The 23,218-nt window shown below is 43.0% G+C and carries 23 protein-coding genes; 8 read left to right on the forward strand and 15 right to left on the reverse strand.

The window, feature by feature from the left end:
* The first annotated feature begins 1 nt into the window (after position 1).
* Together A11Q_RS08105 and A11Q_RS08110 are read left to right on the forward strand one after the other, a co-directional pair.
* Positions 2-1,606, forward strand: coding sequence for a B12-binding domain-containing radical SAM protein (locus A11Q_RS08105; protein WP_083860503.1), 1,605 nt, complete (start codon positions 2-4; stop codon positions 1,604-1,606).
* A gap of 129 nt (positions 1,607-1,735) precedes the next feature.
* Positions 1,736-3,037: a hypothetical protein gene (locus A11Q_RS08110; RefSeq protein WP_015470321.1), complete on the forward strand. Its 1,302-nt coding sequence runs from the start codon at positions 1,736-1,738 to the stop codon at positions 3,035-3,037.
* 66 nt (positions 3,038-3,103) lie between these two features.
* Here the strand turns inward: A11Q_RS08110 and ettA are convergent, their stop codons facing one another.
* Positions 3,104-4,780: an energy-dependent translational throttle protein EttA gene (gene ettA / locus A11Q_RS08115; protein ID WP_015470322.1), complete on the reverse strand. Its 1,677-nt coding sequence runs from the start codon at positions 4,778-4,780 to the stop codon at positions 3,104-3,106.
* Between the two features lie 58 nt (positions 4,781-4,838).
* On the opposite strand from ettA, the gene A11Q_RS08120 reads away from it, so the two are divergent.
* Positions 4,839-5,096: a hypothetical protein gene (locus tag A11Q_RS08120; RefSeq protein ID WP_015470323.1), complete on the forward strand. Its 258-nt coding sequence runs from the start codon at positions 4,839-4,841 to the stop codon at positions 5,094-5,096.
* 41 nt (positions 5,097-5,137) lie between these two features.
* On the opposite strand, the gene A11Q_RS08125 is transcribed toward A11Q_RS08120, so the two are convergent.
* The 3 genes from A11Q_RS08125 to A11Q_RS08135 all read right to left on the reverse strand — a co-directional run bounded on the left by A11Q_RS08125 (position 5,138) and on the right by A11Q_RS08135 (position 6,905).
* A complete protein-coding gene (locus A11Q_RS08125; protein ID WP_015470324.1) occupies positions 5,138-6,007 on the reverse strand; it encodes a hypothetical protein in 870 nt (289 codons plus the stop codon).
* A gap of 68 nt (positions 6,008-6,075) precedes the next feature.
* Positions 6,076-6,357, reverse strand: coding sequence for a BolA family protein (locus tag A11Q_RS08130; protein ID WP_015470325.1), 282 nt, complete (start codon positions 6,355-6,357; stop codon positions 6,076-6,078).
* The gene (locus A11Q_RS08135; protein ID WP_015470326.1) at positions 6,357-6,905 is read right to left on the reverse strand and encodes a hypothetical protein; all 549 of its coding nucleotides are present in this window, start codon (positions 6,903-6,905) and stop codon (positions 6,357-6,359) included. Before A11Q_RS08135 ends, A11Q_RS08130 begins: the two co-directional genes overlap by 1 nt.
* A gap of 27 nt (positions 6,906-6,932) precedes the next feature.
* Here A11Q_RS08135 and A11Q_RS08140 point away from each other — a divergent pair, with 27 nt between their 5' ends.
* Positions 6,933-7,583, forward strand: coding sequence for an RluA family pseudouridine synthase (locus tag A11Q_RS08140; RefSeq protein WP_015470327.1), 651 nt, complete (start codon positions 6,933-6,935; stop codon positions 7,581-7,583).
* Between the two features lie 35 nt (positions 7,584-7,618).
* Here A11Q_RS08140 and A11Q_RS08145 read toward each other — a convergent pair whose 3' ends face one another.
* The 5 genes from A11Q_RS08145 to A11Q_RS08165 are packed head-to-tail and all read right to left on the reverse strand — an operon-like array spanning position 7,619 to position 13,206.
* On the reverse strand, positions 7,619-9,625 hold the full coding sequence (locus A11Q_RS08145) for an ATP-dependent helicase (RefSeq protein ID WP_015470328.1): 2,007 nt from the start codon (positions 9,623-9,625) through the stop codon (positions 7,619-7,621).
* Between the two features lie 34 nt (positions 9,626-9,659).
* Positions 9,660-10,082, reverse strand: coding sequence for a hypothetical protein (locus A11Q_RS08150; protein WP_015470329.1), 423 nt, complete (start codon positions 10,080-10,082; stop codon positions 9,660-9,662).
* 12 nt (positions 10,083-10,094) lie between these two features.
* The gene (locus A11Q_RS08155) at positions 10,095-10,979 is read right to left on the reverse strand and encodes a hypothetical protein (RefSeq protein WP_015470330.1); all 885 of its coding nucleotides are present in this window, start codon (positions 10,977-10,979) and stop codon (positions 10,095-10,097) included.
* A complete protein-coding gene (gene fumC, locus A11Q_RS08160; RefSeq protein ID WP_015470331.1) occupies positions 10,979-12,373 on the reverse strand; it encodes a class II fumarate hydratase in 1,395 nt (464 codons plus the stop codon). Before fumC ends, A11Q_RS08155 begins: the two co-directional genes overlap by 1 nt.
* 26 nt (positions 12,374-12,399) lie before the next feature.
* A complete protein-coding gene (locus A11Q_RS08165; RefSeq protein ID WP_041575181.1) occupies positions 12,400-13,206 on the reverse strand; it encodes an SDR family NAD(P)-dependent oxidoreductase in 807 nt (268 codons plus the stop codon).
* A gap of 59 nt (positions 13,207-13,265) precedes the next feature.
* Here A11Q_RS08165 and A11Q_RS08170 point away from each other — a divergent pair, with 59 nt between their 5' ends.
* From A11Q_RS08170 to A11Q_RS08180, 3 genes are read left to right on the forward strand one after another with little or no spacing between them, the layout of a single operon-like run.
* Positions 13,266-13,772: an EVE domain-containing protein gene (locus A11Q_RS08170; protein ID WP_015470333.1), complete on the forward strand. Its 507-nt coding sequence runs from the start codon at positions 13,266-13,268 to the stop codon at positions 13,770-13,772.
* 6 nt (positions 13,773-13,778) lie between these two features.
* Positions 13,779-14,732, forward strand: a complete 954-nt coding sequence (locus A11Q_RS08175; RefSeq protein WP_235044591.1) for a tRNA dihydrouridine synthase — start codon at positions 13,779-13,781, stop codon at positions 14,730-14,732.
* A 52-nt stretch (positions 14,733-14,784) separates the two neighbouring features.
* Positions 14,785-15,048 (forward strand): glutaredoxin domain-containing protein, encoded by a 264-nt coding sequence (locus A11Q_RS08180; protein WP_015470335.1) that lies wholly within the window; start codon positions 14,785-14,787, stop codon positions 15,046-15,048.
* Positions 15,049-15,113: 65 nt separating this feature from the next.
* On the opposite strand, the gene A11Q_RS14030 is transcribed toward A11Q_RS08180, so the two are convergent.
* The gene (locus tag A11Q_RS14030) at positions 15,114-15,236 is read right to left on the reverse strand and encodes a hypothetical protein (protein ID WP_015470336.1); all 123 of its coding nucleotides are present in this window, start codon (positions 15,234-15,236) and stop codon (positions 15,114-15,116) included.
* Positions 15,237-15,258: 22 nt separating this feature from the next.
* Complete coding sequence (locus tag A11Q_RS08185) at positions 15,259-16,317, reverse strand: tRNA-dihydrouridine synthase family protein (RefSeq protein WP_015470337.1); 1,059 nt, start codon at positions 16,315-16,317, stop codon at positions 15,259-15,261.
* Positions 16,318-16,369: 52 nt separating this feature from the next.
* On the opposite strand from A11Q_RS08185, the gene A11Q_RS08190 reads away from it, so the two are divergent.
* Positions 16,370-17,491, forward strand: coding sequence for an ATP-grasp domain-containing protein (locus A11Q_RS08190; protein WP_015470338.1), 1,122 nt, complete (start codon positions 16,370-16,372; stop codon positions 17,489-17,491).
* A gap of 11 nt (positions 17,492-17,502) precedes the next feature.
* Here the strand turns inward: A11Q_RS08190 and A11Q_RS08195 are convergent, their stop codons facing one another.
* The 4 genes from A11Q_RS08195 to dnaJ all read right to left on the reverse strand — a co-directional run bounded on the left by A11Q_RS08195 (position 17,503) and on the right by dnaJ (position 23,196).
* Entirely contained in the window at positions 17,503-18,030 is a 528-nt protein-coding gene (locus tag A11Q_RS08195; RefSeq protein ID WP_015470339.1) for a DUF6580 family putative transport protein, read from the reverse strand.
* A gap of 23 nt (positions 18,031-18,053) precedes the next feature.
* A complete protein-coding gene (acs, locus tag A11Q_RS08200) occupies positions 18,054-19,970 on the reverse strand; it encodes an acetate--CoA ligase (RefSeq protein ID WP_051056796.1) in 1,917 nt (638 codons plus the stop codon).
* A 62-nt stretch (positions 19,971-20,032) separates the two neighbouring features.
* The gene (gene dnaK / locus A11Q_RS08205; protein ID WP_015470341.1) at positions 20,033-21,949 is read right to left on the reverse strand and encodes a molecular chaperone DnaK; all 1,917 of its coding nucleotides are present in this window, start codon (positions 21,947-21,949) and stop codon (positions 20,033-20,035) included.
* Positions 21,950-22,083: 134 nt separating this feature from the next.
* Complete coding sequence (gene dnaJ, locus A11Q_RS08210) at positions 22,084-23,196, reverse strand: molecular chaperone DnaJ (protein ID WP_015470342.1); 1,113 nt, start codon at positions 23,194-23,196, stop codon at positions 22,084-22,086.
* Positions 23,197-23,218 lie beyond the last annotated feature (22 nt).

Genomic DNA, 23,218 nt, shown 5'->3' on the forward strand with positions numbered 1-23,218 from the left:
CGTGAACGCAACCCACGATATTCTTCTGTGCACTTTGAACTCTACCTACCAGCACTCTTCTTTTGGGCTGAGGTATCTCTATGCCAATTTAGACGAGCTTCAAAGCCAAGCCTGTATCCTAGAGTCCACAATCAAGGAAACCCCTCGTAACTTTGTCGAAAAACTTCTGCAACATCGCCCACGCATTGTTGGCTTCAGCGTCTATATATGGAATACCCTCGAGACTCTGGAATGCATTATGATCCTGAAAAAAGTAGCCCCTGAAGTCGTTATTGTCTTAGGTGGCCCAGAAATTTCTTACGAGACCGAAACACAGCCGCACACACAATGGGCAGATTTCATCATTAAAAATGAAGCGGACTTCCTTTTCCGTGATCTTTGCCGTGATATTTTAATTCACGAACAACGACCTGAACAAAAAATCATCGAAGCGAAGCTTCCAGATATCAAACAAATCAAATTACCCTATGACCTCTATACGGATGACGATATCCGAAACCGCGTTATCTATGTGGAAGCCTCGCGGGGCTGTCCTTATAAGTGCGAATACTGCCTTTCGTCTTTAGACAAGTCCGTGCGCAGTTTCGATTTAGACCTATTCCTTGCCGAGATGAAAAAGCTCTTAGATCGTGGCGCCCGCACATTTAAGTTTGTCGACCGCACGTTCAATCTTTCCCCAACAACATCGACACGCATCCTTCAATTCTTTTTAGAGCATATTGAGCTGGGTCTTTTCCTACATTTCGAATTAGTGCCGGACCGCTTACCTAAGGAAATTCGCGAGCTGATCTGTCAGTTCCCCGCGGGAAGTCTACAATTTGAAATTGGTATTCAAACATTGAATCCTCTAGTGGCTCAGAATATTTCACGCAAAAACGACATGGTGAAAGTGGCCGAAAACTTCACCTACATCAAAGAGCATACTCACGTTCATACCCATGCCGACTTGATCGTTGGTCTTCCGGGGGAAACGCTGCAGAGCTTTGCGGAAGGATTTGACCGCTTAGCCTCATTTGGGCCGGATGAAATTCAAGTGGGTATTTTAAAACGACTTAAAGGCACGCCTATAGCCCGTCACGAAAAAAGTTTTAAAATGCTTTACTCAGAAGCTCCACCTTTTCAGATTCTTTCAACAGACACTATGGACTTTATGACATTGCAAAAGATGAATCGCTTTGCAAAGTATTGGGACCTCTACGTCAACAGTGGCGAATTCAAACACTTCTCGGAATGGCTGCGCACCAATGAACAACTCGGCGCCTCTTACTTCTGGAAGTTCGATCAGCTCAGTGAGTATCTGTCTAAAACATACAGTGAAACCCATAGCATCTCTTTGATGAACCTCGCTGAAAAAGCCTATTTGTTTTTAATAGAAAATGGTGTCGAGTCTTCTATCGCCGCCGAGATCATCGAACAGGATTATTGCTACGGCAGCAAACGCCGTGACCTTCCACCATTTTTAAAAAAGCTACAGGGTTTAAGTAACACCTCCTCACGAGCCCTCCCCAACGCAAGCTCTGCCAGTAGCTCAATAAGCAGCTCAACAGGTAACCCAACAACCCAAAATGCCGGACGCAATAGCCGACAACTCAAACACCTGAACTAAGCCTTTTACTCAGCTGAGTTCCACTTAGCTATGTTTTGACTCTTTAACTTTTTTTCGCTTTTTTATTTGCGGCCTCAGAATTGCTTTTCCCCATCCCTTGTACTGACACTAATTTAAATGGGGATTCAGATGGGACGTTTTTTCTTTTTTACACGAATGCTTATGACTTTAACAGTCACACTTATGGCTTCACTGGCACTAGCCCAAACCTTAGGGCCTAGCACGACCGAAGTTAAATACAGCTATCGCACCAGTTTTCAAGTCCCCACCGATAACGATTTACAAGACGCCGAAGAGCTTGCCTCTTTCCATGCCTCACACATCTTTGGGATTTTTGCCTCAAAGACCATGATTACAAATCTAATTGGCAGCAATTCCGTTATTGGTGGCATTGGAGCCCCTCGCAGTCAGATGCGCATTCGAATTTTGTCAGAATCTACAGACGGACGAATGACCACAATTACCTATTCGAATACGGGAAAAATGATTTTACACAAATCCGCAGCCCGCCGTTTGCTAGCTCAGGGCAGTTTGACCCTGCCTCTGCCGGCTAATCCCTATGAAATCTATGACAAACGCTGTACGGACAAACACTATGATAGCATCTCAGACTACTGGTATTTCTATGATCCTTATCGCCGTGGCTGTGATTATCTCAGTCGCGCTCCTAAAGCCAACCCTGTTGAAGTTCGTCTAAGTGAAATCAACTACAAAAAACTCGACACGACTCCTCGCTTACCACAACTGCGTGGAAACAATGGCAACGGAGACTTATTTTCTATCTTCATCATCAGTGGTTACTATGAAGATGGCAGCGATAAAAGTGATCTTGGCTATGAAAATTTCGACGACATCAGACGCAGTTTTGAAGAGCGTGGCTTCAGCGTAAGAAGCCGCCGTAGTGCCACCAATAAACCTATCAATTTATATCGTAAGACTATCGAGATCACAAAGCCCAATGGCACCAAGAAATCCCTTGAGGTCGAAGTGCAGCACCTTTTAGTCGACACGGGTATCGAAGCCCGCTCGAAGACGTTTGCGAAGTTTTTCAAAGAGGCTGTCGAAACAGCGGATGTGATTATCTATGGTGGACATTCAGGCCTAGGTGCCAACCTTGATATCCCATCATTAGAAGAAAAGGCAGGAAAGTTCACTTTTAATCCTGCGAAGAAACAAATCTTCTTTTTTGATTCCTGCTCTAGTTACTCTTACTACCTTGAGCACTTTGCCGCTGAAAAAACAAAAGCCAAGATCGATGTGGTTTCGTACGGACTCTCTAGCTATTTTGAAACCGGAACCGCTGTCTTATTTGTCTTTTTAGATTATCTGTTTATGCCTGAGGATACCGATGTCGAATGGATGACTATTTTGAAGGATATGGAAAAACCACTTGAAGGCGACAGCTACTTACTGAACGTCGGCGGGATTTAGCGTCTTAGCTAACTTTGGATACTCCGGCGCTAAGCGCCGGATACCTGATTCTGAAGGAAATAAAAATTATTGCTCGATCATGCGGAAACGCACACGCTTTGGAGCCGCATCTTCGCCCATACGTTTTTTACGATCTTCTTCATACTCACTGAAGTTTCCTGGATAGAAGTAAACTTTAGAGTCACCTTCAAATGCCATGATATGAGTACAAATACGATCTAGGAACCAACGATCATGGGAAATCACAACAGCAGAACCACCGAACTCAAGTAGTGCCTCTTCTAGCGCACGCATGGTGTTCACATCAAGGTCATTCGTCGGCTCATCTAGTAGCAATAAGTTCGCGCCTTGCTTTAAGATTTTAGCTAAGTTCACACGGTTGCGCTCACCACCTGACAAAGCTCCCACTTTTTTCTGTTGGTCTGAACCCGAGAAGTTGAACCAGCTCACGTACTGACGGGCATTGATCTCGCGACCACCCAACTGAATCACGTCTTGGCCACCCGACAACTCTTCAAAGATAGATTTGTTCGGATCCAATGTTTCACGAGTTTGATCAACGTAGGCAATCTTAACTGTATCACCCACTTTGAAAGTACCACCATCTGGCTGTTCTTTACCCGTGATCATTTTGAATAATGTCGACTTACCCACACCATTCGGTCCGATAACGCCGACAATGGCTCCACGTGGAATCGTGAAGTCCACACCATCTAATAACAATTTCTTACCGAAACCTTTTGTAACACCTTGTGCTTCCACTACGATATCACCCAAACGAGGTCCCGGCGGAATGTAGATAGAAAGCTCTTGCATTTTTTCTGCAGAAGGTTCTTTTAATAGATTTTCGTAAGCTGAAATACGCGCCTTAGATTTTGATTGGCGACCTTTAGCCCCTTGACGAATCCACTCTAACTCGCGCTCTAGTGTTTTCGCTTTACGAGACTGCTCTTTCGACTCTTGATTCAAACGTTTATCTTTTTGCTCTAACCACGAACTGTAGTTCCCTTTCCAAGGAATACCTTCACCGCGGTCTAACTCTAGAATCCAACCAGCTACGTTATCTAAAAAGTAACGATCATGCGTTACGGCGATAACTGTCCCTGGGAATTTGGCTAAGTATTGCTCTAGCCATGCAACTGATTCCGCATCCAAGTGATTCGTCGGCTCATCCAGCAATAGGATGTCAGGATTGCTCATAATCAAGCGAGCTAAGGCCACACGGCGCTTTTCCCCACCTGATAAGTGAGTCACTTGTTCGTCTCCGTCTGGACAACGTAAAGCATCGATCACAAGTTCAATCTTCTGATCAACTTCCCAACCGCCCATGGCTTCGATTTTTTCTTGCAGCTCACCTTGTTTTTCGATCAGCTTATTCATTTCATCTGGATCTAAATCAGGATCAGAGAATTTATCATTGATCGCATTGTAATCTTTCATCAGCTTTGGCAATTCGCCCATCTGAGAAAAAATATTTTCACGAACTGTCAGCGTTTCATCTAATTGTGGCTCTTGTTCAAGGTAGCCCACTTTCATTTTCTTCGCAGGAAAAGCTTCACCTAAAAACTCTTGATCCACACCCGCCATAATTCTAAGCAATGAAGATTTACCAGAACCATTCAGACCTAGAACGCCGATTTTAGCTCCGTAGAAATATGACAAATAAATATCCTTCAACACGTAGCGATTCGGAGGGTAAACTTTAGAAACACCTTTCATGGTGTAGATAATATCTTGTGACATATAAACCTCAATTTATGGTTGAATACTTAAAAAACCCACAGTAGCATCACGGGCGTTAATGAGCAACTCGTCTGACCAACTTGATTTAAACACCGCCTTAAACGGCTCTCTGGATAGCAATTCCACTGCACCCCAGCCTACGCACAAGTCAAACCAGATGGGACGCTGGTCGTTTATTCAACAGGAACTCGAAAATGCTATTCATAATTGGGATGTTCTAGAAAGCAATTCACCGAAATTGAGCCCCGACGAAGAGCAGATGGTTAAGATTAAGGGCCTTATAGGTCAGCTTAAATCAAAATTAGAGCAATTTTAAACTGGTCCCTTATCTTGTTGATAGCCTACCTAGAAATATCACTATGGTGGCGTTAATACCCGATTGTGATAATCAATATAGATCTCTAACTGATCCCGCAATCGATCTAATCTCTTAGTTGTACACCATGTCTTACGCACTAACCGTCCAAGCCCATCCCGAATCATCGCGGCACTGTGATTCAAAGAAAATAGTGGATCCCATCCTCCAGCTTTCAACTCTCCTTGCCCGACAACACATCCCTTCCTACCTTTAAACTGCTCATGTGTTGAGTTAGGAAAATACTTTCTGAGTACATCGGCATAAAGCGGATATTCATCTGATTTAAAGTGTGCTTTTTCATCTATAATGCTTTGAGTTCTTCTAAAAAGTTTCTCCCATCCACGGCGACGATGATCTTCTCGTTTCCCGTACTTTTTGCGAGAGATTTCAGCAAGTCTTCCGTTGGCAGCAATGGAAGATACCTCAAAATCCAATATCTTTCGCGAGCCCTCTTCTACCAGAAGACTAATCGCTACAGGTTTACATTTGGTGTGTTCAAACGTGATCATATCGTCAAATTGAAGTTTTAAAGTCTTTTGCCTTCGATATTTTTCTAAGTAGTTTATACGCGACAGATGATGCTTAAGCCCCAGAAAGATTACTTTTCTGGCAACAGTCTTGCGATTAATTTTTAGAAAAATAGAAATTCGCCTCTGCGAGACTTTGCCCAGTAAATATTTTTGAATAAGAGGGTTAAGCCTTCTTTTCTTTTGAGCAAAACACAAATTACCTGTTGCTGCTGAGAAAGTCTTCTTACAGATGGGGCATTTCCAACGTTGTATATATTTGCTATCCGACTTGCGGAAAAAAGAACCGGTTTTTACAGGGGGCTGGCTACAGGAACAGGGTTTAATAATTTTTATTCTCATACAGAAGCTGAGAGCAAATATTAAACCGAATGAGAAACTAACCGATATCAACAACTTAAAGGACCAGTTCAAACCTCTTCAGGGGAACGGGCTTTGATTTCCAACGCATGCAGCCCCGAAGCAAATTCAGGCTTTAACAAATCCATCACCATACGCTGACGATCAATGCGTGAAACTCCTTTAAAGAGATCACTGACAATTTGAAGTTTGTAGTGGGTGTCACCTGTAAAACCAGCACCACCTAAATGTTGCGTGTGCCCAGCGTGTTTATGACTGTCATTTACTAATTTGATATCTACAGGCTTTAATTCCACCAAAGCCTGTAGAATTCTTTCATCTCGCGTCGACATTACTTGATCTTGCTTTTGATATTTTCAACTTGGGATTTAACTTGTGACTTAGCGATTTCTAGGCCCATTTTAGCCATAGTGAAAACGCCTTTTTCTTCTAATTTCTTTTCAACATCTTTGGCTTTTAATAGGGCCTGAGACGCCACAATACCTGCCATCGGATGTGTAATTCCCACGTCAGTGAAGTCACCTTCATTCTTCCAGTCAGTCGCTACTTTTTCAGCCACTTCAAAAGCTTTTGGCACCTTCGCACGCAAAACCTCACTGTAAGGAAAATCAATGGTCACTTTGGCTTTTTCAGAATCCTCTGATGAATTGTCAGATGAGCTATCAGAGGAATTATCATGAGAGTTGTCATTTTGAGTTTCACTGGATTCTTCATCCGAAGACGCGTCCAACGTTGATTCCACTTCAGTTACAGTTTCATCTGCAGATTCAGTAGTTGCTTGAGCCTCTGCTTCCGTCGCAGCTATTTTTGCCGCATCAGCCACCTCGGCTGTTTCTTCCGTTTTATTTCCACCTGCATTTACGTCATTTTCTTGAATCATATAAACCTCTATGGCAAATATTCTACCATGATTCAAATATTAGAGGAAAATGAATTTTTCATCGTACTAAACAAGCCCGCAGGATATAGTGTCCACAATCAGAATCCGTCTGTGGCCGATTTTTTGAAAAAATCCAATAAACCTCTACACTTCGTGAATCGCCTCGACCAAGAAACATCGGGTTTACTTCTGGTAGCCCTCAAACCAGAACTTCACACCGAGCTTGTAGAATCTATGCAAAGTGGAAAAAAGTTTTACAGAGCCCTCTTGCGCGGTGAATGGAAGCAGCCCACTCAGCAGACTGAGACTGAACAGACAGAGTGGACATGGCCCTTAACGGATAAAGCCGAAGGCCGCCAGAATCCCCAAGGAGCGGCCAGTGAGCGAAAGGCCTGCGCGACACGGGTACAAAGGGTTCGCTCATCTCGCTATTTCACTGAAATTGAAGTTGAACTCTTAACAGGACGTCAGCATCAGATTCGTAAACACGCAGCCCTAGCTAAACAGCCTATTGTAGGGGATTCCCGTTACAACGACAAAAAGTACAACGACAATATTTCTTCACGCTACGGGGAATCTCGCATGCACTTGCATGCCGAGAAATTAGAATTCGTTTTTAGGACAAAAAACTACAAATTGAGTTCGCCCTACAACTTAGATCGCTACTTTCACACTTAATTTAAAAGATTAATTTAAAATTTAAAAACTAAAAATCACTTTGGTTTTTCGCTGAGTTTTTTTAAAAAATCGCTGACCATGGCTTCGCGGGTTTCACCACTGATAGGACGTGAACCATGTTCATAAAACTCATACAACTCTTTAGAACAATCCGATAAAAATCGTGAAGCGAAAACAGGCTTGATCTGTCCCATTTTTTTTCTTTGGCGACAATAAGTTAAAGTTAATTTCTTCTGCGCCCGAGTAATACCAACATAAAACAATCGACGTTCTTCATCGATATCCCCACCCAATCGCTTGTGCGGCAGTAAATCTTCTTCTACGCCGACGAGGATAACCGCAGGAAATTCTAGTCCCTTCGACGCATGCATGGTCATCAATTGAACTTGATTCTTTTCAGTATCTTCATTCGGATCATCACGTAATAACATGGCATCAATAAAATCCTTGAGTGTGCCGACGCTCGATTCCCGTTTGTTGACAAATGATTCAATGATACGCCCGACAATTTCGATCACCTGCCAGCGCTTTTCGAATACATGCCCTTCCGCAGAAGTCTGTGCCAGATGATCCCGATACCCAGACTCACGCACTAAAATTTGAAAGCGCTCAGAAATCGTTTTACCGATAGCTTCGTCATCTAAAAGTCGCTGCGGGAAAGTCCACAGCCATTTCAATAAATTATCAATGGCTTCGCCTGTCTTTTCAGGAACTTCAGCTTCTTTCCAACGCTTACAGGCCTCTTGAAAATCTATATTATTTTTGTCCGCAAACTCAGTCAGTTTATCTAAAGTGGTCTCGCCGATTCCACGCGGAGGCGTATTAATAATACGTCTTAAACTGACCTCATCCGGCCAAATAGACTGTTTGAGGTAGGCCAACCAATCTTTGGCCTCTTTGCGGTCAAAGATGGATGTACCACCTGAAATGGCATAGGGAATTTGTGCCCGTCTTAACGCCGACTCAATAAAGGCCCCTTGAGTATTAGAACGATATAAAATAGCGATATCACCAAATTGGTAGTTCAATCCTCTGAAGTGAGTGATCTCGCGCACAACAAAGTCAGATTCCTCGTCTTCATTTTCTAAAACAAACACTTCAGGTTTATCTTTTGAACCATCTAACTTAGTTGATCTTAAAATTTTTCCGTGGCGTTTCGCATTTTTCGAAATCACTTCGTTGCCTAGATCTAAAATACCCGAGACCGAACGGTAATTTCTTTCTAACTTAACAACTTCGCAATTTTCATAGCTGTGGGGAAAGTTCAGGATATTATTGATTTCAGCTCCGCGCCAACCATAGATAGATTGATCATCATCGCCGACCACTGTCAGGTTTTTATGACCTGATGAAATGGCATTAATCAAATTCAATTGTTCTAAATTTGTATCTTGAAACTCATCCACCATAATCTGCGAGAAATGATTTTGCAGTCCATCTAGAACTTCAGGGTGATTTTTGAATAGGCGTAAGGGTTCTAAAAGCAGTCCTTCGAAATCAGTTACACCCAAAGTTTTTAATCTTTTTTCGTATTTCGGAGCCAAGACTTCAGCTAACTCGTGGTACTCTTCCAAATAACCTGGAGGCAGTTTTTTACCTGCACGGATAAGATTAATTAAGTTAGCCAGTTTATCCGCATCGAATTTTTCTTTAGTGGTACGAATGTCTTTTACTAGCTCTTTAATAATGGCAGCCGTATCCGACTGATCCAGAACTCCGAAGTTGGCAGAAAGTCCCACACGTTTGTAGTTTTTCCGGAGGAGCTGTAACCCGAATGAATGAAAAGTCCCTGCCCAAAGACCTTTAGCTTTAGCGCCAATTTTTAATTGCACACGATGCTTCAGTTCACGTGCGGCTTTATTGGTAAAAGTAAGAACACAGATTTTCGATGCGGGTGCGATCCCTTCCGCAATAAGGCGTCCCGTTCTGGATACAAGCACAGTCGTTTTGCCCGAGCCTGCACCCGCCAAAATCAAAAGCGGCCCATAGTTATGAGCTACAGCCGCACACTGTTCAGGATTTAAACCCTCGTACCAATCCATCGATTTTTAAACTTTCCCGCTCTGACGATGAAACTTATTGTTTATTGTGGATCAGCGTTTTGACTTCATCTTGGAACATAACATCGACGCGATCAGATTGAACATTTTTAACAAATCCTGCGCCAAACTTTGGATGATCAATTTTTTGGTCGATTGAATATTTAGTGCGAATACTAAATGCTAATCCCTGCTCAGAGCCACGATTCATCATTAATTGATTGTACTCATCTGCATGTGTATTACGGCGAGCTGCTGGACGACCTGTAGTGCTTGTTTTCTTACGAACTACGCCTGGTTTTGGTAAAGTGTACGTTTTTTTGCTATGGCATACTTCGCACTCAATCTTAGCTGATGTTGAAGAAGTATGTGTTAAAACGCGATGGTAGCGATCAGCATCACATTTTTTACAAAGTGTGAAAAATGATTTTGCTACTGCTGGTAATGTCAATTCTGCCATAAACTATCCTTGTTAAGAGTTGTCCTGTTTGATTTTGTAAATTGTTAATTTTTCTTTTAAATTCTTTTGGGCTATTTCAAGGGCGCTCAAATAAAATGGCCCCTCTTTATTTTGAATACGATTTTGTAATTCAATCATGGACTCTTCACTAGTCGGATCGATCACTAAATTTGTCGGACCATACTTTTCAAGAAAGGCCAGATCATTTTCACGAGTATAGAATTTTTCCCAGCAATCCGTATTCACTTCGCAGCGATAAGTCATTGTTTTCGCGTGTGTATGTAACGGAGCATAGGAGCCAATCACTTCCATATGACCATAGTGGGAATGCAACTTCAGCGCAGGACTTCCCCATTGAGTCATACCTGAACACTGCTCTACATTCGCATACCAAAGACCAAAGGCTTTCGATAAGAAACCTAAACCATAATACTGCTCTTCTTTTGGAAGCATTGAGTTTACAGCGCATAAGTCGTAAGCAACCCACTCGCCTTTACGCATAGTCGGGATAATAATAAATAATGATAAAGGGCACCACTCATGCTCATCCGAGTAATTCAGTAGCTCTAATATTTTACGAGGTAATTTACTGGTTCTTCCTGCGAAACCCGCAATGAAGCCCGGCATAGCCGCACAGTCATAGAAAGTCCATCTTGGAATAGAGAGTGACTGATGCCCAAAAGATTTCCATTCAATCTGATAGATCGCTTCAGCAAAAGGTAATTCTTTTAAGTCCAATGGGTTTTTATAAATCGGTTCAAACTGAAACCAGTCCAACTTATGACGTGTTCCCGGCTGTTCAATTTGATTCTCAGGTCTGACAAAAACATACGGGCGGATATCGCCCGTATGCATCCATTCTGATTTCAATAAAAGAGGATTAATCGACGCTAACATTAACCCAAAGGTCCGATCATTGTCTCTGGGCGAACCACTTGATCAAATTTTTCAGCGGTCATAAGTCCCAGATTCACAGCCTCTTCTTTTAAGGTCGTTCCATTTTTATGAGCTGTCTTCGCAATTTTGGCTGCGTTGTCATATCCAATATGTGGATTCAGCGCCGTCACCAGCATCAACGAATTATCCAAGTGCTTTTTAATTTGTTGTGTATTCGCTGTGATTCCTGTCACGCAGTGATCCGTAAAACTTTCACAAGCATCAGCAATTAAGCGGATTGAATTTAAGCAGTTAAATACAATCACTGGTTTAAAAACATTTAATTCAAAGTGTCCAGTCGCCCCGCCCACATTCACAGCCACATCATTTCCTAGAACTTGCGCGCACACCATTGTCATCGCTTCACTTTGTGTCGGATTCACTTTACCTGGCATGATAGAAGATCCAGGTTCATTTTCTGGCAAATTCAGTTCTGCAAAACCACAACGAGGTCCACTTCCCAAAAGACGGATGTCGTTGGCAATTTTCATCAATGAAACCGCGATGGTCTTCAAAGCACCATGCACTTCAACTAAAGCATCGTGTGAAGCCAAAGCTTCAAACTTATTAGGAGCTGTCACAAATGGAATTTTAGTTTCAGCTGCAATCGCCGCCGCTGCTTTCACTGCGAAGTCTTTATGAGTGTTCAAACCCGTTCCCACAGCTGTTCCACCCAAAGCTAGTTCATGCAAATGCGGTAAAGTGTTTTTAATTCTTTGGATAGAATTTTTCATCTGAGTCGCATAACCTGAAAACTCTTGTCCTAACGTCAATGGTGTTGCATCCATCAGATGTGTACGACCAATTTTAACAATCGGTTTAAACTCTTGCGCTTTTGCATCCAGAGCTTTGTAAAGTTTTTCCAACATAGGCAATAGACGATTATGGACTCGCTCTGCCACCGCGATATGCATCGCTGTTGGGAAGGTGTCATTCGAGCTTTGGCCTTTATTCACATCATCATTCGGATGAATTTCTTTATTTGGCAAAGTTAAGTTCTGCATCGTCATGGCACGATTCGCAATAACTTCATTTGAGTTCATGTTACTTTGTGTGCCTGAACCCGTTTGCCAAACCACTAATGGAAAGTGCTGATCCAATTGACCCGCAATCACCTCATCAGCTGCCTTAATAATAAATTCAGCTTTTTTCTTATCTAACAAACCGAGTTCAGCATTCGTCAAAGCCGCACATTTTTTTAAAACACCTAAAGCGCGAATCATTTCGCGTGGAAAGCGGTCTCCACCAATACGAAAATTTTCAGTAGATCTTTGTGTTTGAGCTCCCCACAGTGCCTGCGCAGGAACTTTAACTTCACCCATCGTGTCTTTTTCAACTCTGAATTCTTGTGACATAAAAAAACCTTTCGTTCACATGACGTTTACTGACGTACTAAATTTTTTATACTTTTATCGCCCCGAACGACCTGGCCCACACTGGCCTGATCTGTTGGATAAATGACAAGTTCAGAGATGTTAACATGAGGAGGCTGACTCAAACACCACAAAATTGTATTCGCCACGTCCTGAGCGCTAAGCGGCATCATTCCCTCGTAAACACCCTTTGCTTTTTGCTGATTTCCTAAGCGAACAACCGAAAACTCTGTCTGTACCATACCCGGCTCGATATTCGTCACACGCACTCCGGTCCCTTTTAAATCCATTCTTAGAGCATCGCTAATAGCACGAACCGCAAACTTCGTCGCACAGTAAACAACACCGCCTTCATAGACAAGACGTCCAGCTACAGAGCCCAAATTCACTATGTGTCCCTTTTGCGCTATAACCTCGGGCAATAAGGCGCGAGTCATATAAAGCAGTCCCTTTACATTCGTATCCACCATACTATCAAAGTCATCTGGATTTGAATTCTGTAAAAGCTCTACTCCTTTAGCTAAGCCCGCATTGTTCACTAAAGTTTTTACTTTAAGTTTTTTCTTTTTTAACTCTTTGGATAACTTTTCGATTTGGATTCGGTTTTGAATGTCCAACTTAAATATGTGCACATCTGGAGCACCAGCCTGAAGACACTTTTTCTTTAGAGCCTTTAATCGATCTAGACGACGCGCAGTCAGGATAAGCCCCTGCTTTTGTGCAGCCAAGGTCAATGCTACGGACTCTCCAATACCTGCAGATGCCCCTGTGATGACCACGTAGGGATTTATATCTTTATTTTGCTTTTTTTTCATATTATACAGTCTAAGCAAGGCCTCCTTGAGGTTCAAGTTTATCTTGAAGAAAGTATTCTATGGGCGCAAATACAGAGAATAAAAAAACAACTCTTAATTCATCATCACAATATTGGCTTATGAAAAGCGAACCCGATGTTTTTTCTATCCAAGACCTAAAGAAAAATAAAACAACACTCTGGGAAGGCGTTCGCAACTACCAAGCGCGTAACTTTATGACAAAAGAAATGCAGGTCGGTGACTTAGTGCTCTTTTATCACTCGAATGCCACTCCTCCAGGAGTTGCCGGCCTCGCCACTGTTAGCAAAGCGGCCATTCCCGACCCTACTCAGTTTGATAAAAAGTCAGAATACTTCGATCCCAAAGCCACAAAAGAAAAGCCTATTTGGTTTTGCGTGGAAGTGAAATTTGTCAGCGAGTTCCCTCACTTTGTATCCCTAGAAGAAATCCGCAAAGATGCTAAATTGTCCGAGATGATGGTCATCCAAAAAGGGTCACGCCTTTCTATTCAGCCCGTTAAAGCTAAGGATTTTCAGCATCTCCAAAAACTTGGACAGCAAAGCTAGTTGAGTGTGAGTACCTTTTCAGTTCCTAAACTTTTTCTAGCTCCTATGGAAGGCGTCACAGACTGGGCGATGCGCGATCTGCTGACACAGTTGGGAGGCATTGATCAGTGTGTGACCGAATTCCTACGCGTCACAGATCATCTACATTCGGACGAAGTCTTTTATAAAAACTGTCCCGAACTTTTAACAGGCTCACGCACCCGCAGCGGCACCCCCGTCTTCATTCAACTTTTAGGTGGAAAAGTCGATCCCTTAGTAGCCAATGCTGTACGCGCTGTAGAGCTAGGAGCCCTTGGTGTTGATCTCAACTTCGGATGCCCCGCCAAAACAGTCAATCGCCACGATGGTGGAGCCGCCCTCTTGCAATATACAGATCGCATTTACAATATCGTCAGTGCTGTTCGCAAAGCGGTGCCTCTTACAACTCCCGTCACCGCCAAGATACGCCTCGGCTTTGATAATCCCAATGCTTGTCTTGAAAATGCGAAAGCCGTTGAGGCAGCCGGAGCCGACTGGCTCACCGTACACTGTCGTACCAAAACTGATGGTTATAAACCTCCAGCCTATTGGGAATGGATCGCCAAAATCAAAGAGGTATCGAATATCCGCTTAGTCACCAACGGAGAAATCTGGAGTGTGCAAGATTTCAAAAAGTGCCATGCGCAAGCACAAACAGAGGACTACATGATTGGCCGCGCCGCTTTACGCGATCCTTTTTTATTTAAAAAAATTAAAGACTCTTTAAACGAAACTCCCTCTACCTACGACGACATCAAGGTGCTTTTGCCCCGTTTCTTTGAATCCAGCTCGAACTATGTCAGCGCTCCATTTGCTGTGGCGCGCACCAAAGGATGGCTGAAGCAATTGGCCCATACAGCCCCTGAATTCAATATCCTGTTTGATGAGCTCAAAGTGATCACCAAGCCAATAGAGTTTGAGCAGCGAATCAGCTCTTTATAGAAAAAATCTATTGCTCTAGACCCAATCGAAGATTTCAGTTATATTAAAGTCTATGAAACAAACAGCTAAAATCAAAATGATTAAAAAAAATCCGTGTCCCTATTGCGATCGCGCGATGAACTTCTTTAATGGTAGAGGCTTAGAGGTTGAAATCGTCGATCTTACAAACAACCTTGATGAACTTCAAACGTGGAAAGAAAAAACAGGCTGGCAAACAGTGCCGATGATTTTTATCAACGATCAGTTGATCGGTGGTTATAGCGATCTTAAAGCTTTGGAAGAAGAAGGAAAGTTAGACGCTCTTCTGAATTCGTAATAAGAACAAACTGAGTTTGAGTTCAAAAAATCAAAAGCAGAGCGCTGGCTCTGCTTTTTTTATTCTTATTTTTGTTCGTGGTTAATTTGAGGACGATTGTCATAGGCGTGCTGCATCCAAATCCCCATACCGATACTGGTCAAAACGACGGCTACGATAAAACCCGCAATAAATTTTTTCCCGTTCATCACAAACCCCTTTATTGAAACACTATTGACGCAATTCCGTTCTAGCACACATCGCCTGCGGACGACTAAAGAAATCCGTCACCGCAACTCTTAGATCCACTAAGGCTTTACAACCACTGGCTTTTGCCATCAACGAATGCCCAAATTCCAACCACACATGTGTTGTCTTAATATAAAACTGAATTTTACGTAGTGTAATAGACTCTGAAGCTCCCGCTTCCGCCATAAAAGCCTCTTCGCAGTAATCAATCAGGCGTAAAAGACAGCGGCCATACTCAGCCCCTTCTTCATCAGGAGTCTGTGGTGGTTTCAAAGACTCAAATCCAATCGGAGCCTCAAATCCAAGCTCAGCTCCCACTTGCCACATCATCCACGGACGAGCTGCTAAAGCTCGCCCTGCCATAACTTTATCGGCTTTGGTTTCATTTAACATGCGAAAAACATCTTCTGCCACTTGGATATCTCCATTGCCAATCACGGGAACTGTCAGATGCTTTTTAAGTTCACCTATCTGTGTCCAATCAGAAGACCCACGGCGTTTTTGCTCTGCTGTACGAGGATGCAAAGTCACCCAATCCGCACCAGCATCGACTAAGGTTTTTACAAATTGAATCAGCTCCGGAACCGTCTTCTGGCTTCCCACAGCCCGTAACTTCACCGAGATGGGAACAGTCGAATGTTTTTTGGTGTACTCAACTACGCGGGCCGCATACAAAACATCACCCATTAGCGAAACACCATAGTTATGTTTTAATGCTTTCTGAACAGGGCACCCCATATTGATATCAATACCCGCAGCTCCCCATTCCGAGGTCAGCCGCTTCACTGATTCAGAGATAGGAAGCTCTTCATTTCCTAAAATTTGTGGTACCAAGAAACTTTCTTCGGCCCGTCTTAGTGTTTCGGGTGTGGTTTTCAAGTTCTCTTTGGGGACTCGTCTTGAATTCAACATCTCTGTTGGCCAATGGGTCGTCGCATTCCGAGGCATATAATCCTGAATAAGACGTCTTAAGCCCACATGGGTTAGCCCCACCATCGGCGCCAGACAAAGCGGAAAATTCAAATCTGTCACATTTCGCATACTGAAGCTTTTTACACTTTATTTCTGTGAAAAAAAAGTATTGAATCTGAATATGTCTATACATCGCAAAACAATCGGTATTTTAGGCGGCGGACAATTAGCTCGCATGCTGGTTTTAAAGGCTCACCAAATGGGGCTGCACACAATCGTTTTAGCTGAAAAAGCCACAGACCCCGCCGTTAAAGTCTGCACTCGCTGGGTTAAAGGAAAGTTGGACTCAACCAAAGATGTGCGTCTTATGGCTCGCCTGACCGATGTTCTGACATTTGAAAGCGATTTAATTCCAGCTGCCTTTTTAAAAAAGTCTCTACACGATTACCGCTCTGTTAAAATTTTCCCAAGTCTTTCGTGTTTAGCTCATTTTCAAGATCGCCTTCTTCAAAAAGAATGGCTCCACGATTATGGATTGCCCACAGTTGAACATATTAAAATCCACTCACGCGATGAAATTGACCTTGCCTTTGAAGCCTTTCAACATAGAGTCGTTTTTAAGAAACGCACTGGCAGCTACGATGGAAATCAAACATTTACAGTTCGCAATATGCCAGAGCTCAAAGCTTTTCGTAAAACGATCAAAGGTGACGAGATTAATTACATCATCGAACCTGTGGTTAATTTCAAATCTGAAAAGGCTTTGATCTTTGCCCGTAGTCTAACAGGCGAGATCGTTCATCTGCCGATGATTCAATCCGTACAAAATAACAATCAATGTGATTATGTAGTCGGCCCAGCCTCACACCCTGCCGAAAAGAAACTGCGCGATGGCATAGCCCACTTTTTAAATGATATTAATTACGTAGGTGTTATTACTTTTGAACTCTTTGATTTAGGATCAGAGCTAGTGATCAATGAAATCGTTCCGCGGGTTCATAACACAGGCCACTTTTCACAGGACGCCTTAAGTGTGGATCAATTTGAATTGCACCTGCGCTGTATCCTTGGCATGCCATTACCAGAAGTGAAGTCTCGCTTCCCTGCTTTTGTGATGGTCAATCTACTGGGGAAATCAGCTCGTGTTCCCTTAATCAAAAAATTCCCAACGGGTTCTTTACATTGGTATGATAAACCCACGAGCCGTGCTCGCCGAAAAATGGGCCATGTTAACTATGTGGGGCGCAGTAAGAATGAACTCTTGAAGACAGCGCTTAGTGAACGACGCGCGATCTTAATTTAAAAATTAAAGTTCTAATTTTTTTGTTGAGCTGTTGAAGCTGATGGAGCAACAGCTAACACGCGACGAGCCACTTCAAAGAAAATCATTGATGACATCAAATCACCAATAAGCTGATTACGATAAAATGGAAGCCCCATAACATAACAATCTTTCAATCCTTGCAGTGTCAGAGGATATAAAGTCCCAGAATACCAAACCGCGAAATTCGTGATTAAATAAAATAAAGCACTGCCTAAAAGAGCACAGCCAAAAACTTTGTAGCGAGCCGAATCAACCTTAAGCAAAAAGCCTAAAGCGACCACTAAGAAATATGAAAAATACACCGCAGGCATTTGCGCATGGAAGCCAATAACCGCATCACTGACCAACAAAACCATCAACATTAAAACTACAGAGATTTTTTTATCCGCAAAGTAGGCACCTGCTAATAAGAAAGCCCCTCCCAGCACCGTAAAGTTCCAATAGTGTGAAACCCAACGGGATAGAATGGCCATTAGAAACAAGGTAGCAAATACAATAATTGACGTTTTATTTTTCATAATTTTGTCCTAACTGGCACATCCTACTTGTTTGAGCGATTTTCGACAAGATCTTTAACCACCGAAGGATCAGCTAATGTACTGGTGTCCCCTAAGCTCTCGATTTGATTTTCAGCAATTTTACGCAGAATACGTCGCATAATTTTACCTGATCGCGTTTTAGGTAGTCCCGGAGCCCATTGAATAATATCCGGAGTCGCAATAGGACCAATCACATGACGTACATGCTGACGAAGCTCTGCCTTTAGCTCTTCTGTTGGAGTCACTCCATTCTTCAGAGTGATATAGGCGTAAATTCCCTGTCCCTTGATATCATGTGGATATCCCACAACGGCGGCCTCGGAAACACGGGCGTCGCTCACGAAGGCAGACTCAACCTCGGCTGTTCCTAAACGATGTCCCGATATATTTAAAACATCATCCACTCGGCCCGTGATCCAATAGTCCCCATCCGCATCACGGCGACAACCATCACCTGTAAAATAATAACCTGCAAATGCTGAAAAATAAGTTTCTTCAAATCTCGCATGGTCTCGATACACCGTTCTCATTTGGCCGGGCCAAGATTCTTTAATCACCAAGAGTCCTTCCGCAGCTCCCGTTAAAATCTTACCTTCTGTATCTAAAATTTCTGGGTAAATCCCCGCAAGAGGACGTGTCGCAGCCCCAGGCTTTAAAACTTCTGGGTAAGTGGTTCCATCTTCAGAAGCACAGGCTGAAATTAAAATCCCTCCGGTCTCGGTCTGCCACCATGTATCGACCACAGGACAACGTCCATCACCCACCACACGCTGATACCAACTCCACGCTTCTGGATTGATCGGCTCACCAACGGACCCTAATAAGCGTAATGATTTTCTAGAAAATTTCTTAACAGGCTCTTCCCCTTCACGCATCAAAGCGCGAATAGCTGTCGGAGCCGTATAAAAGATATTCACTTGATGTTTGTCTATCACCTGCCAAAAACGCGAAACATCTGGATAGCTAGGAATGCCTTCAAAAACTAATGTGGTGGCACGATTCGCCAATGGACCATAGACAATGTAGCTGTGCCCTGTAATCCATCCCACATCGGCTGTACACCAATAGACCTCACCTGCACGATAGCCAAATACTTTTTCATGTGTGTAGGCAGCGTAAACTAAATAACCACCTGTGGTGTGTAACACCCCTTTCGGTTTTCCAGTAGAACCTGATGTGTACAAAATAAATAATGGATCTTCAGCCTTCATTGGTTCAGGAGCACAAACATCGGAAACCTGAGCTGACTCCTCATGATACCAAACATCCACCTGTGAGGTCCATGCGATATCAGCACCCGTGCGTTTCACCACAACCACTTTACTGACAGAATTTTTACCTTTTGCAGAAAGTAATTCTAGCGCCTCATCTATATTCTTTTTTAATTCTATTTTTTTACCACCGCGAAGTCCCTCGTCCGCCGTAATGACAATATTGCTGTCGCAGTCTTCGATACGATTTGCAATTGAGTCCGCCGAAAATCCCGCAAAGACAACAGAGTGAACAGCGCCAATACGTGTACACGCTAACATGGCATAGACTGCTTCTACAATCATCGGAAGGTAGAGTGTTACACGATCGCCTTTTTTTACGCCTTGTTTTTTCAATACGTTGGCAAAACGATTCACTTGAATTGAAAGTTCTGCATAAGTGATTTTTTTAGAAGCCTCTGCTGGGTTATCCGGTTCCCAAATCAAAGCCACTTCGTTTGCATGTTGAGGTAAATGACGATCAACACAATTATAACTTACATTTAATTCGCCATCAGCAAACCACTGGATAGAAACCGGCTTATGAAAGCTGTAATCTCCGGCCACTGTGGGTTTTTTAAGCCAATCTATTCTTTCAGAAACTTCTAACCAATCTATTTTCGACATACTTAAAGTGTAAGGAGTTTGTCCAAATAAAAAAAGACCTATCGAGTTATCGATAGGTCTTTTCAATCCTGCCTTCAATCGAAAGCTATTTATTTGCTTATAGATTAGTTGACGTCTTTGAAGTCAGCATCGATCACGTCGTCGCCAGACTTCTTCTCGCCAGCTCCGGCATCAGCCGCACCTTCTGCACCCTGAGCCCCTGGTTGCGCCGCAGACGCTTTATAAAGCTCTTCTGTAATCTTATGAGACGAAGTTTGTAACTTCTCGAAGGCAGCCTTTAACTCAGCTGTTGTCGCTTCTTTATTCTCTAAGACTTTTTTCGCATCGGCGATCATCTCTTTTACGCTATTTTGGTCTGCTTCTGGTAATTTTGAGCCCGATTCATTTACCAACTTCTCAGTTTGGTAAACCAAGTTATCTAGGTTATTACGGGCCTGTACCGCTTCTGCTTTTTCTTTATCCGCATCCGCTTGTAACTCAGCTTCTTTAACTAGATTTTTAATCTCGTCTTCACTTAAACCAGACTGAGCCGTGATCTTGATGTTTTGAGTTTTACCTGAAGCTGTATCTTTAGCTGAAACATTCAAAATACCATTCGCATCCAAATCAAATGTCACCTCGATCTGAGGAACACCACGCGGAGCCGCTGGAATTCCTGACAACTCGAAACGACCTAATGATTTATTATCGCCAGCCATTTTTCTTTCACCTTGCAGGACATGGATATCCACACCTGGTTGGTTGTCAGCCGCTGTCGAGAAAACCTGAGTTTTCTTAGACGGGATTGTCGTGTTTCTTTCGATCAATGTCGTCATCACACCGCCAAGAGTTTCAATACCCAATGACAATGGCGTTACGTCTAACAACAATACGTCTTTAACATCACCAGCTAAAACACCACCCTGAACAGCAGCACCTACAGCGACCACTTCATCTGGGTTTACTGTGCGATTCGGCTCTTTACCGAAGAATTCTTTTACTGCTTTTTGGATCGCAGGGATACGAGTCGAACCACCCACCAATACCACTTCGTCAATATCAGATGTTTTCATACCCGCATCAGCTAAAGCTTTTTTACATGGTTCAATTGAACGCTTAACAAGATCTTCTGTCATTTGTTCAAATTTAGAACGCGACAATTTAATCTGTAAGTGTTTCGGACCTGTTTGATCAGCCGTGATAAATGGTAAGTTGATATCTGACTCTTGCGCTGTTGAAAGTTCAATTTTCGCTTTTTCAGCTGCTTCTTTCAAACGTTGAAGTGCCATTTTATCATTTTTAAGATCAATACCCTGATCTTTTTTAAATTCAGAGATCAACCATTCTAAAATAGTTGTATCGAAGTTATCACCACCCAAGTGAGTATCACCATGAGTTGATTTCACCTCAACAACACCTTCACCGACTTCTAGAACAGACACGTCAAATGTACCGCCACCGAAGTCATAGATAATGATCTTCTGATCTTTTTTCTTATCCAATCCGTAGGCTAATGCCGCCGCAGTTGGCTCATTGATAATACGACGAACATTCAACCCTGCGATACGACCCGCATCTTTCGTTGCTTGTCTTTGTGCATCGTTAAAGTATGCAGGAACTGTGATCACGGCATCTGTCACTTCCGCACCTAGGTAATCTTCAGCTACTTTTTTCAATTTAGCTAAAACACCCGCTCCGATTTCCTCAGGAGAAGCTAGTTTATCACCTTGAATTTTGAAGGCACAGTCAGCTCCGCCGTTTTTAGAAACGACATTGTACGGAACTAATTTGATCTCTTCTTGAACTTCTTCAAACTTACGACCTATAAAACGTTTAGCTGAGTAGATTGTATTTTCAGGATTTGTAACAGCCTGACGTTTTGCAATCTGACCAACAAGACGCTCACCATCTTTTGTAAATGCCACAACCGAAGGCGTTGTTCTTGCACCTTCTTCGTTAACTAAAACTTTAGGCTCTCCGCCTTCCATGATGGCAACACATGAATTCGTGGTACCCAAGTCTATACCGATGATTTTTCCCATATTTCAGTACTCCTTAATAAAAAATTAAATCAACTATCTCAGAAATGAATGTGTAGACTAATCCGAATGCGTCAAGCTAAGCCATCAAAATTATTGCGAACACGAGCTCAAATCGCTCCTATTCGGGCTCAAATCTACTTAAAAAAGCCCTTCTTTTTAGCACTGACTTTAACTTTGCCGATTTCTGCCAATTCTCTGATCAGCTTCTCTTCGTCTTCGGACAGTTTTTTAGGGAATTCCACATTCAAAGTGAAATACAAATCCCCTCGGCGCGAACCCCTTAACGAAGGCATGCCTCGGCCAGCCACTTTCAGACGATCTCCCGCCTTTGAACCGCGAGGAATTTCAAGAGTGACTTCTCCGTCTAAGACATCTGTGGTCAATTCACCACCTAATAGAAATTGGATATAAGGTACGTCTAACTGAGCAAAAAGATGATCTCCATCACGCTCAAAAATTTCATCTTCTTTCACACGAATTTCAACAAAGAGGTCTCCGTTAGGACCGCCTCTATAGCCGCCCTCACCTTCATTTGCCACTCGTAAACGTGTGCCGTTGTCGACTCCCGGTGGAATCGTCACTTTGATTTTACGTTTAACACCAACACGGCCTTTACCGCGACAACCAGAACACGGAGTCTCAATCACTTCACCTGAACCTTGGCAATTATGACAGGTCGTCGCCATCGTGAAAAAGCCCTGCTGTCTGACAACTTGTCCTGAGCCACGGCATACGGGACATGTTGTGGCACTTGAACCCTTTGCGGCTCCACTGCCATTACAGTCATCGCAATTCGCCTCTGTATCAAACTCGATCTGAGCTTCTTTACCCGAGATCACTTCTTCTAATTCTATCTCGGTGATAAAGCGCAGGTCTGAACCTTTACGTACAGAATTTCTTGAACGTGAACGTCCGCCACCTTGCTGTGAAAAACCACCGCCGAAGATATCTCCGAAAATGTCTCCGAATTGTGAAAAGATATCGTTCATATCGTGGAAGCCACCGCCGCCTCCACCGCCTTGGAAAGCTTGGTGACCAAAGCGATCGTATCTGGCTTTTTTTTCGCCATCACTCAGCACTTCATAGGCCTCAGCCGCTTCTTTGAATTTGTCTTCTGCTACTTTATCCCCAGGGTTTCGATCAGGGTGATATTGCATAGCCAATTTGCGATAGGCTTTTTTAATAGTATCCGCATCGGCCGAACGATCGACCCCCAAGATTTCGTAATAATCGCGTTTTGAAGACATAATGGCTAAAATATGGATTCTT

Source organism: Pseudobdellovibrio exovorus JSS (assembly GCF_000348725.1).
Lineage (GTDB): Bacteria > Bdellovibrionota > Bdellovibrionia > Bdellovibrionales > Bdellovibrionaceae > Pseudobdellovibrio > Pseudobdellovibrio exovorus.

What these genes read in the sequence shown, in the direction of transcription:
- fumC (WP_015470331.1), bottom strand. Translation starts at nt 12,373, where the DNA reads ATGTCACAAGAATTCAGAGTTGAAAAAGACACGATGGGTGAAGTTAAA.
- A11Q_RS08180 (WP_015470335.1), top strand. Translation starts at nt 14,785, where the DNA reads ATGAAACAAACAGCTAAAATCAAAATGATTAAAAAAAATCCGTGTCCC.
- A11Q_RS08155 (WP_015470330.1), bottom strand. Translation starts at nt 10,979, where the DNA reads ATGTTAGCGTCGATTAATCCTCTTTTATTGAAATCAGAATGGATGCAT.
- A11Q_RS08185 (WP_015470337.1), bottom strand. Translation starts at nt 16,317, where the DNA reads ATGCGAAATGTGACAGATTTGAATTTTCCGCTTTGTCTGGCGCCGATG.
- A11Q_RS08125 (WP_015470324.1), bottom strand. Translation starts at nt 6,007, where the DNA reads ATGAGAATAAAAATTATTAAACCCTGTTCCTGTAGCCAGCCCCCTGTA.
- A11Q_RS08150 (WP_015470329.1), bottom strand. Translation starts at nt 10,082, where the DNA reads ATGGCAGAATTGACATTACCAGCAGTAGCAAAATCATTTTTCACACTT.
- A11Q_RS08195 (WP_015470339.1), bottom strand. Translation starts at nt 18,030, where the DNA reads ATGAAAAATAAAACGTCAATTATTGTATTTGCTACCTTGTTTCTAATG.
- A11Q_RS08170 (WP_015470333.1), top strand. Translation starts at nt 13,266, where the DNA reads ATGGGCGCAAATACAGAGAATAAAAAAACAACTCTTAATTCATCATCA.
- A11Q_RS14030 (WP_015470336.1), bottom strand. Translation starts at nt 15,236, where the DNA reads ATGAACGGGAAAAAATTTATTGCGGGTTTTATCGTAGCCGTCGTTTTG.
- A11Q_RS08145 (WP_015470328.1), bottom strand. Translation starts at nt 9,625, where the DNA reads ATGGATTGGTACGAGGGTTTAAATCCTGAACAGTGTGCGGCTGTAGCT.
- A11Q_RS08135 (WP_015470326.1), bottom strand. Translation starts at nt 6,905, where the DNA reads ATGATTCAAGAAAATGACGTAAATGCAGGTGGAAATAAAACGGAAGAA.
- A11Q_RS08110 (WP_015470321.1), top strand. Translation starts at nt 1,736, where the DNA reads ATGGGACGTTTTTTCTTTTTTACACGAATGCTTATGACTTTAACAGTC.
- dnaK (WP_015470341.1), bottom strand. Translation starts at nt 21,949, where the DNA reads ATGGGAAAAATCATCGGTATAGACTTGGGTACCACGAATTCATGTGTT.
- A11Q_RS08165 (WP_041575181.1), bottom strand. Translation starts at nt 13,206, where the DNA reads ATGAAAAAAAAGCAAAATAAAGATATAAATCCCTACGTGGTCATCACA.
- A11Q_RS08130 (WP_015470325.1), bottom strand. Translation starts at nt 6,357, where the DNA reads ATGTCGACGCGAGATGAAAGAATTCTACAGGCTTTGGTGGAATTAAAG.
- A11Q_RS08120 (WP_015470323.1), top strand. Translation starts at nt 4,839, where the DNA reads ATGAGCAACTCGTCTGACCAACTTGATTTAAACACCGCCTTAAACGGC.
- ettA (WP_015470322.1), bottom strand. Translation starts at nt 4,780, where the DNA reads ATGTCACAAGATATTATCTACACCATGAAAGGTGTTTCTAAAGTTTAC.
- dnaJ (WP_015470342.1), bottom strand. Translation starts at nt 23,196, where the DNA reads ATGTCTTCAAAACGCGATTATTACGAAATCTTGGGGGTCGATCGTTCG.
- A11Q_RS08190 (WP_015470338.1), top strand. Translation starts at nt 16,370, where the DNA reads ATGTCTATACATCGCAAAACAATCGGTATTTTAGGCGGCGGACAATTA.
- A11Q_RS08140 (WP_015470327.1), top strand. Translation starts at nt 6,933, where the DNA reads ATGATTCAAATATTAGAGGAAAATGAATTTTTCATCGTACTAAACAAG.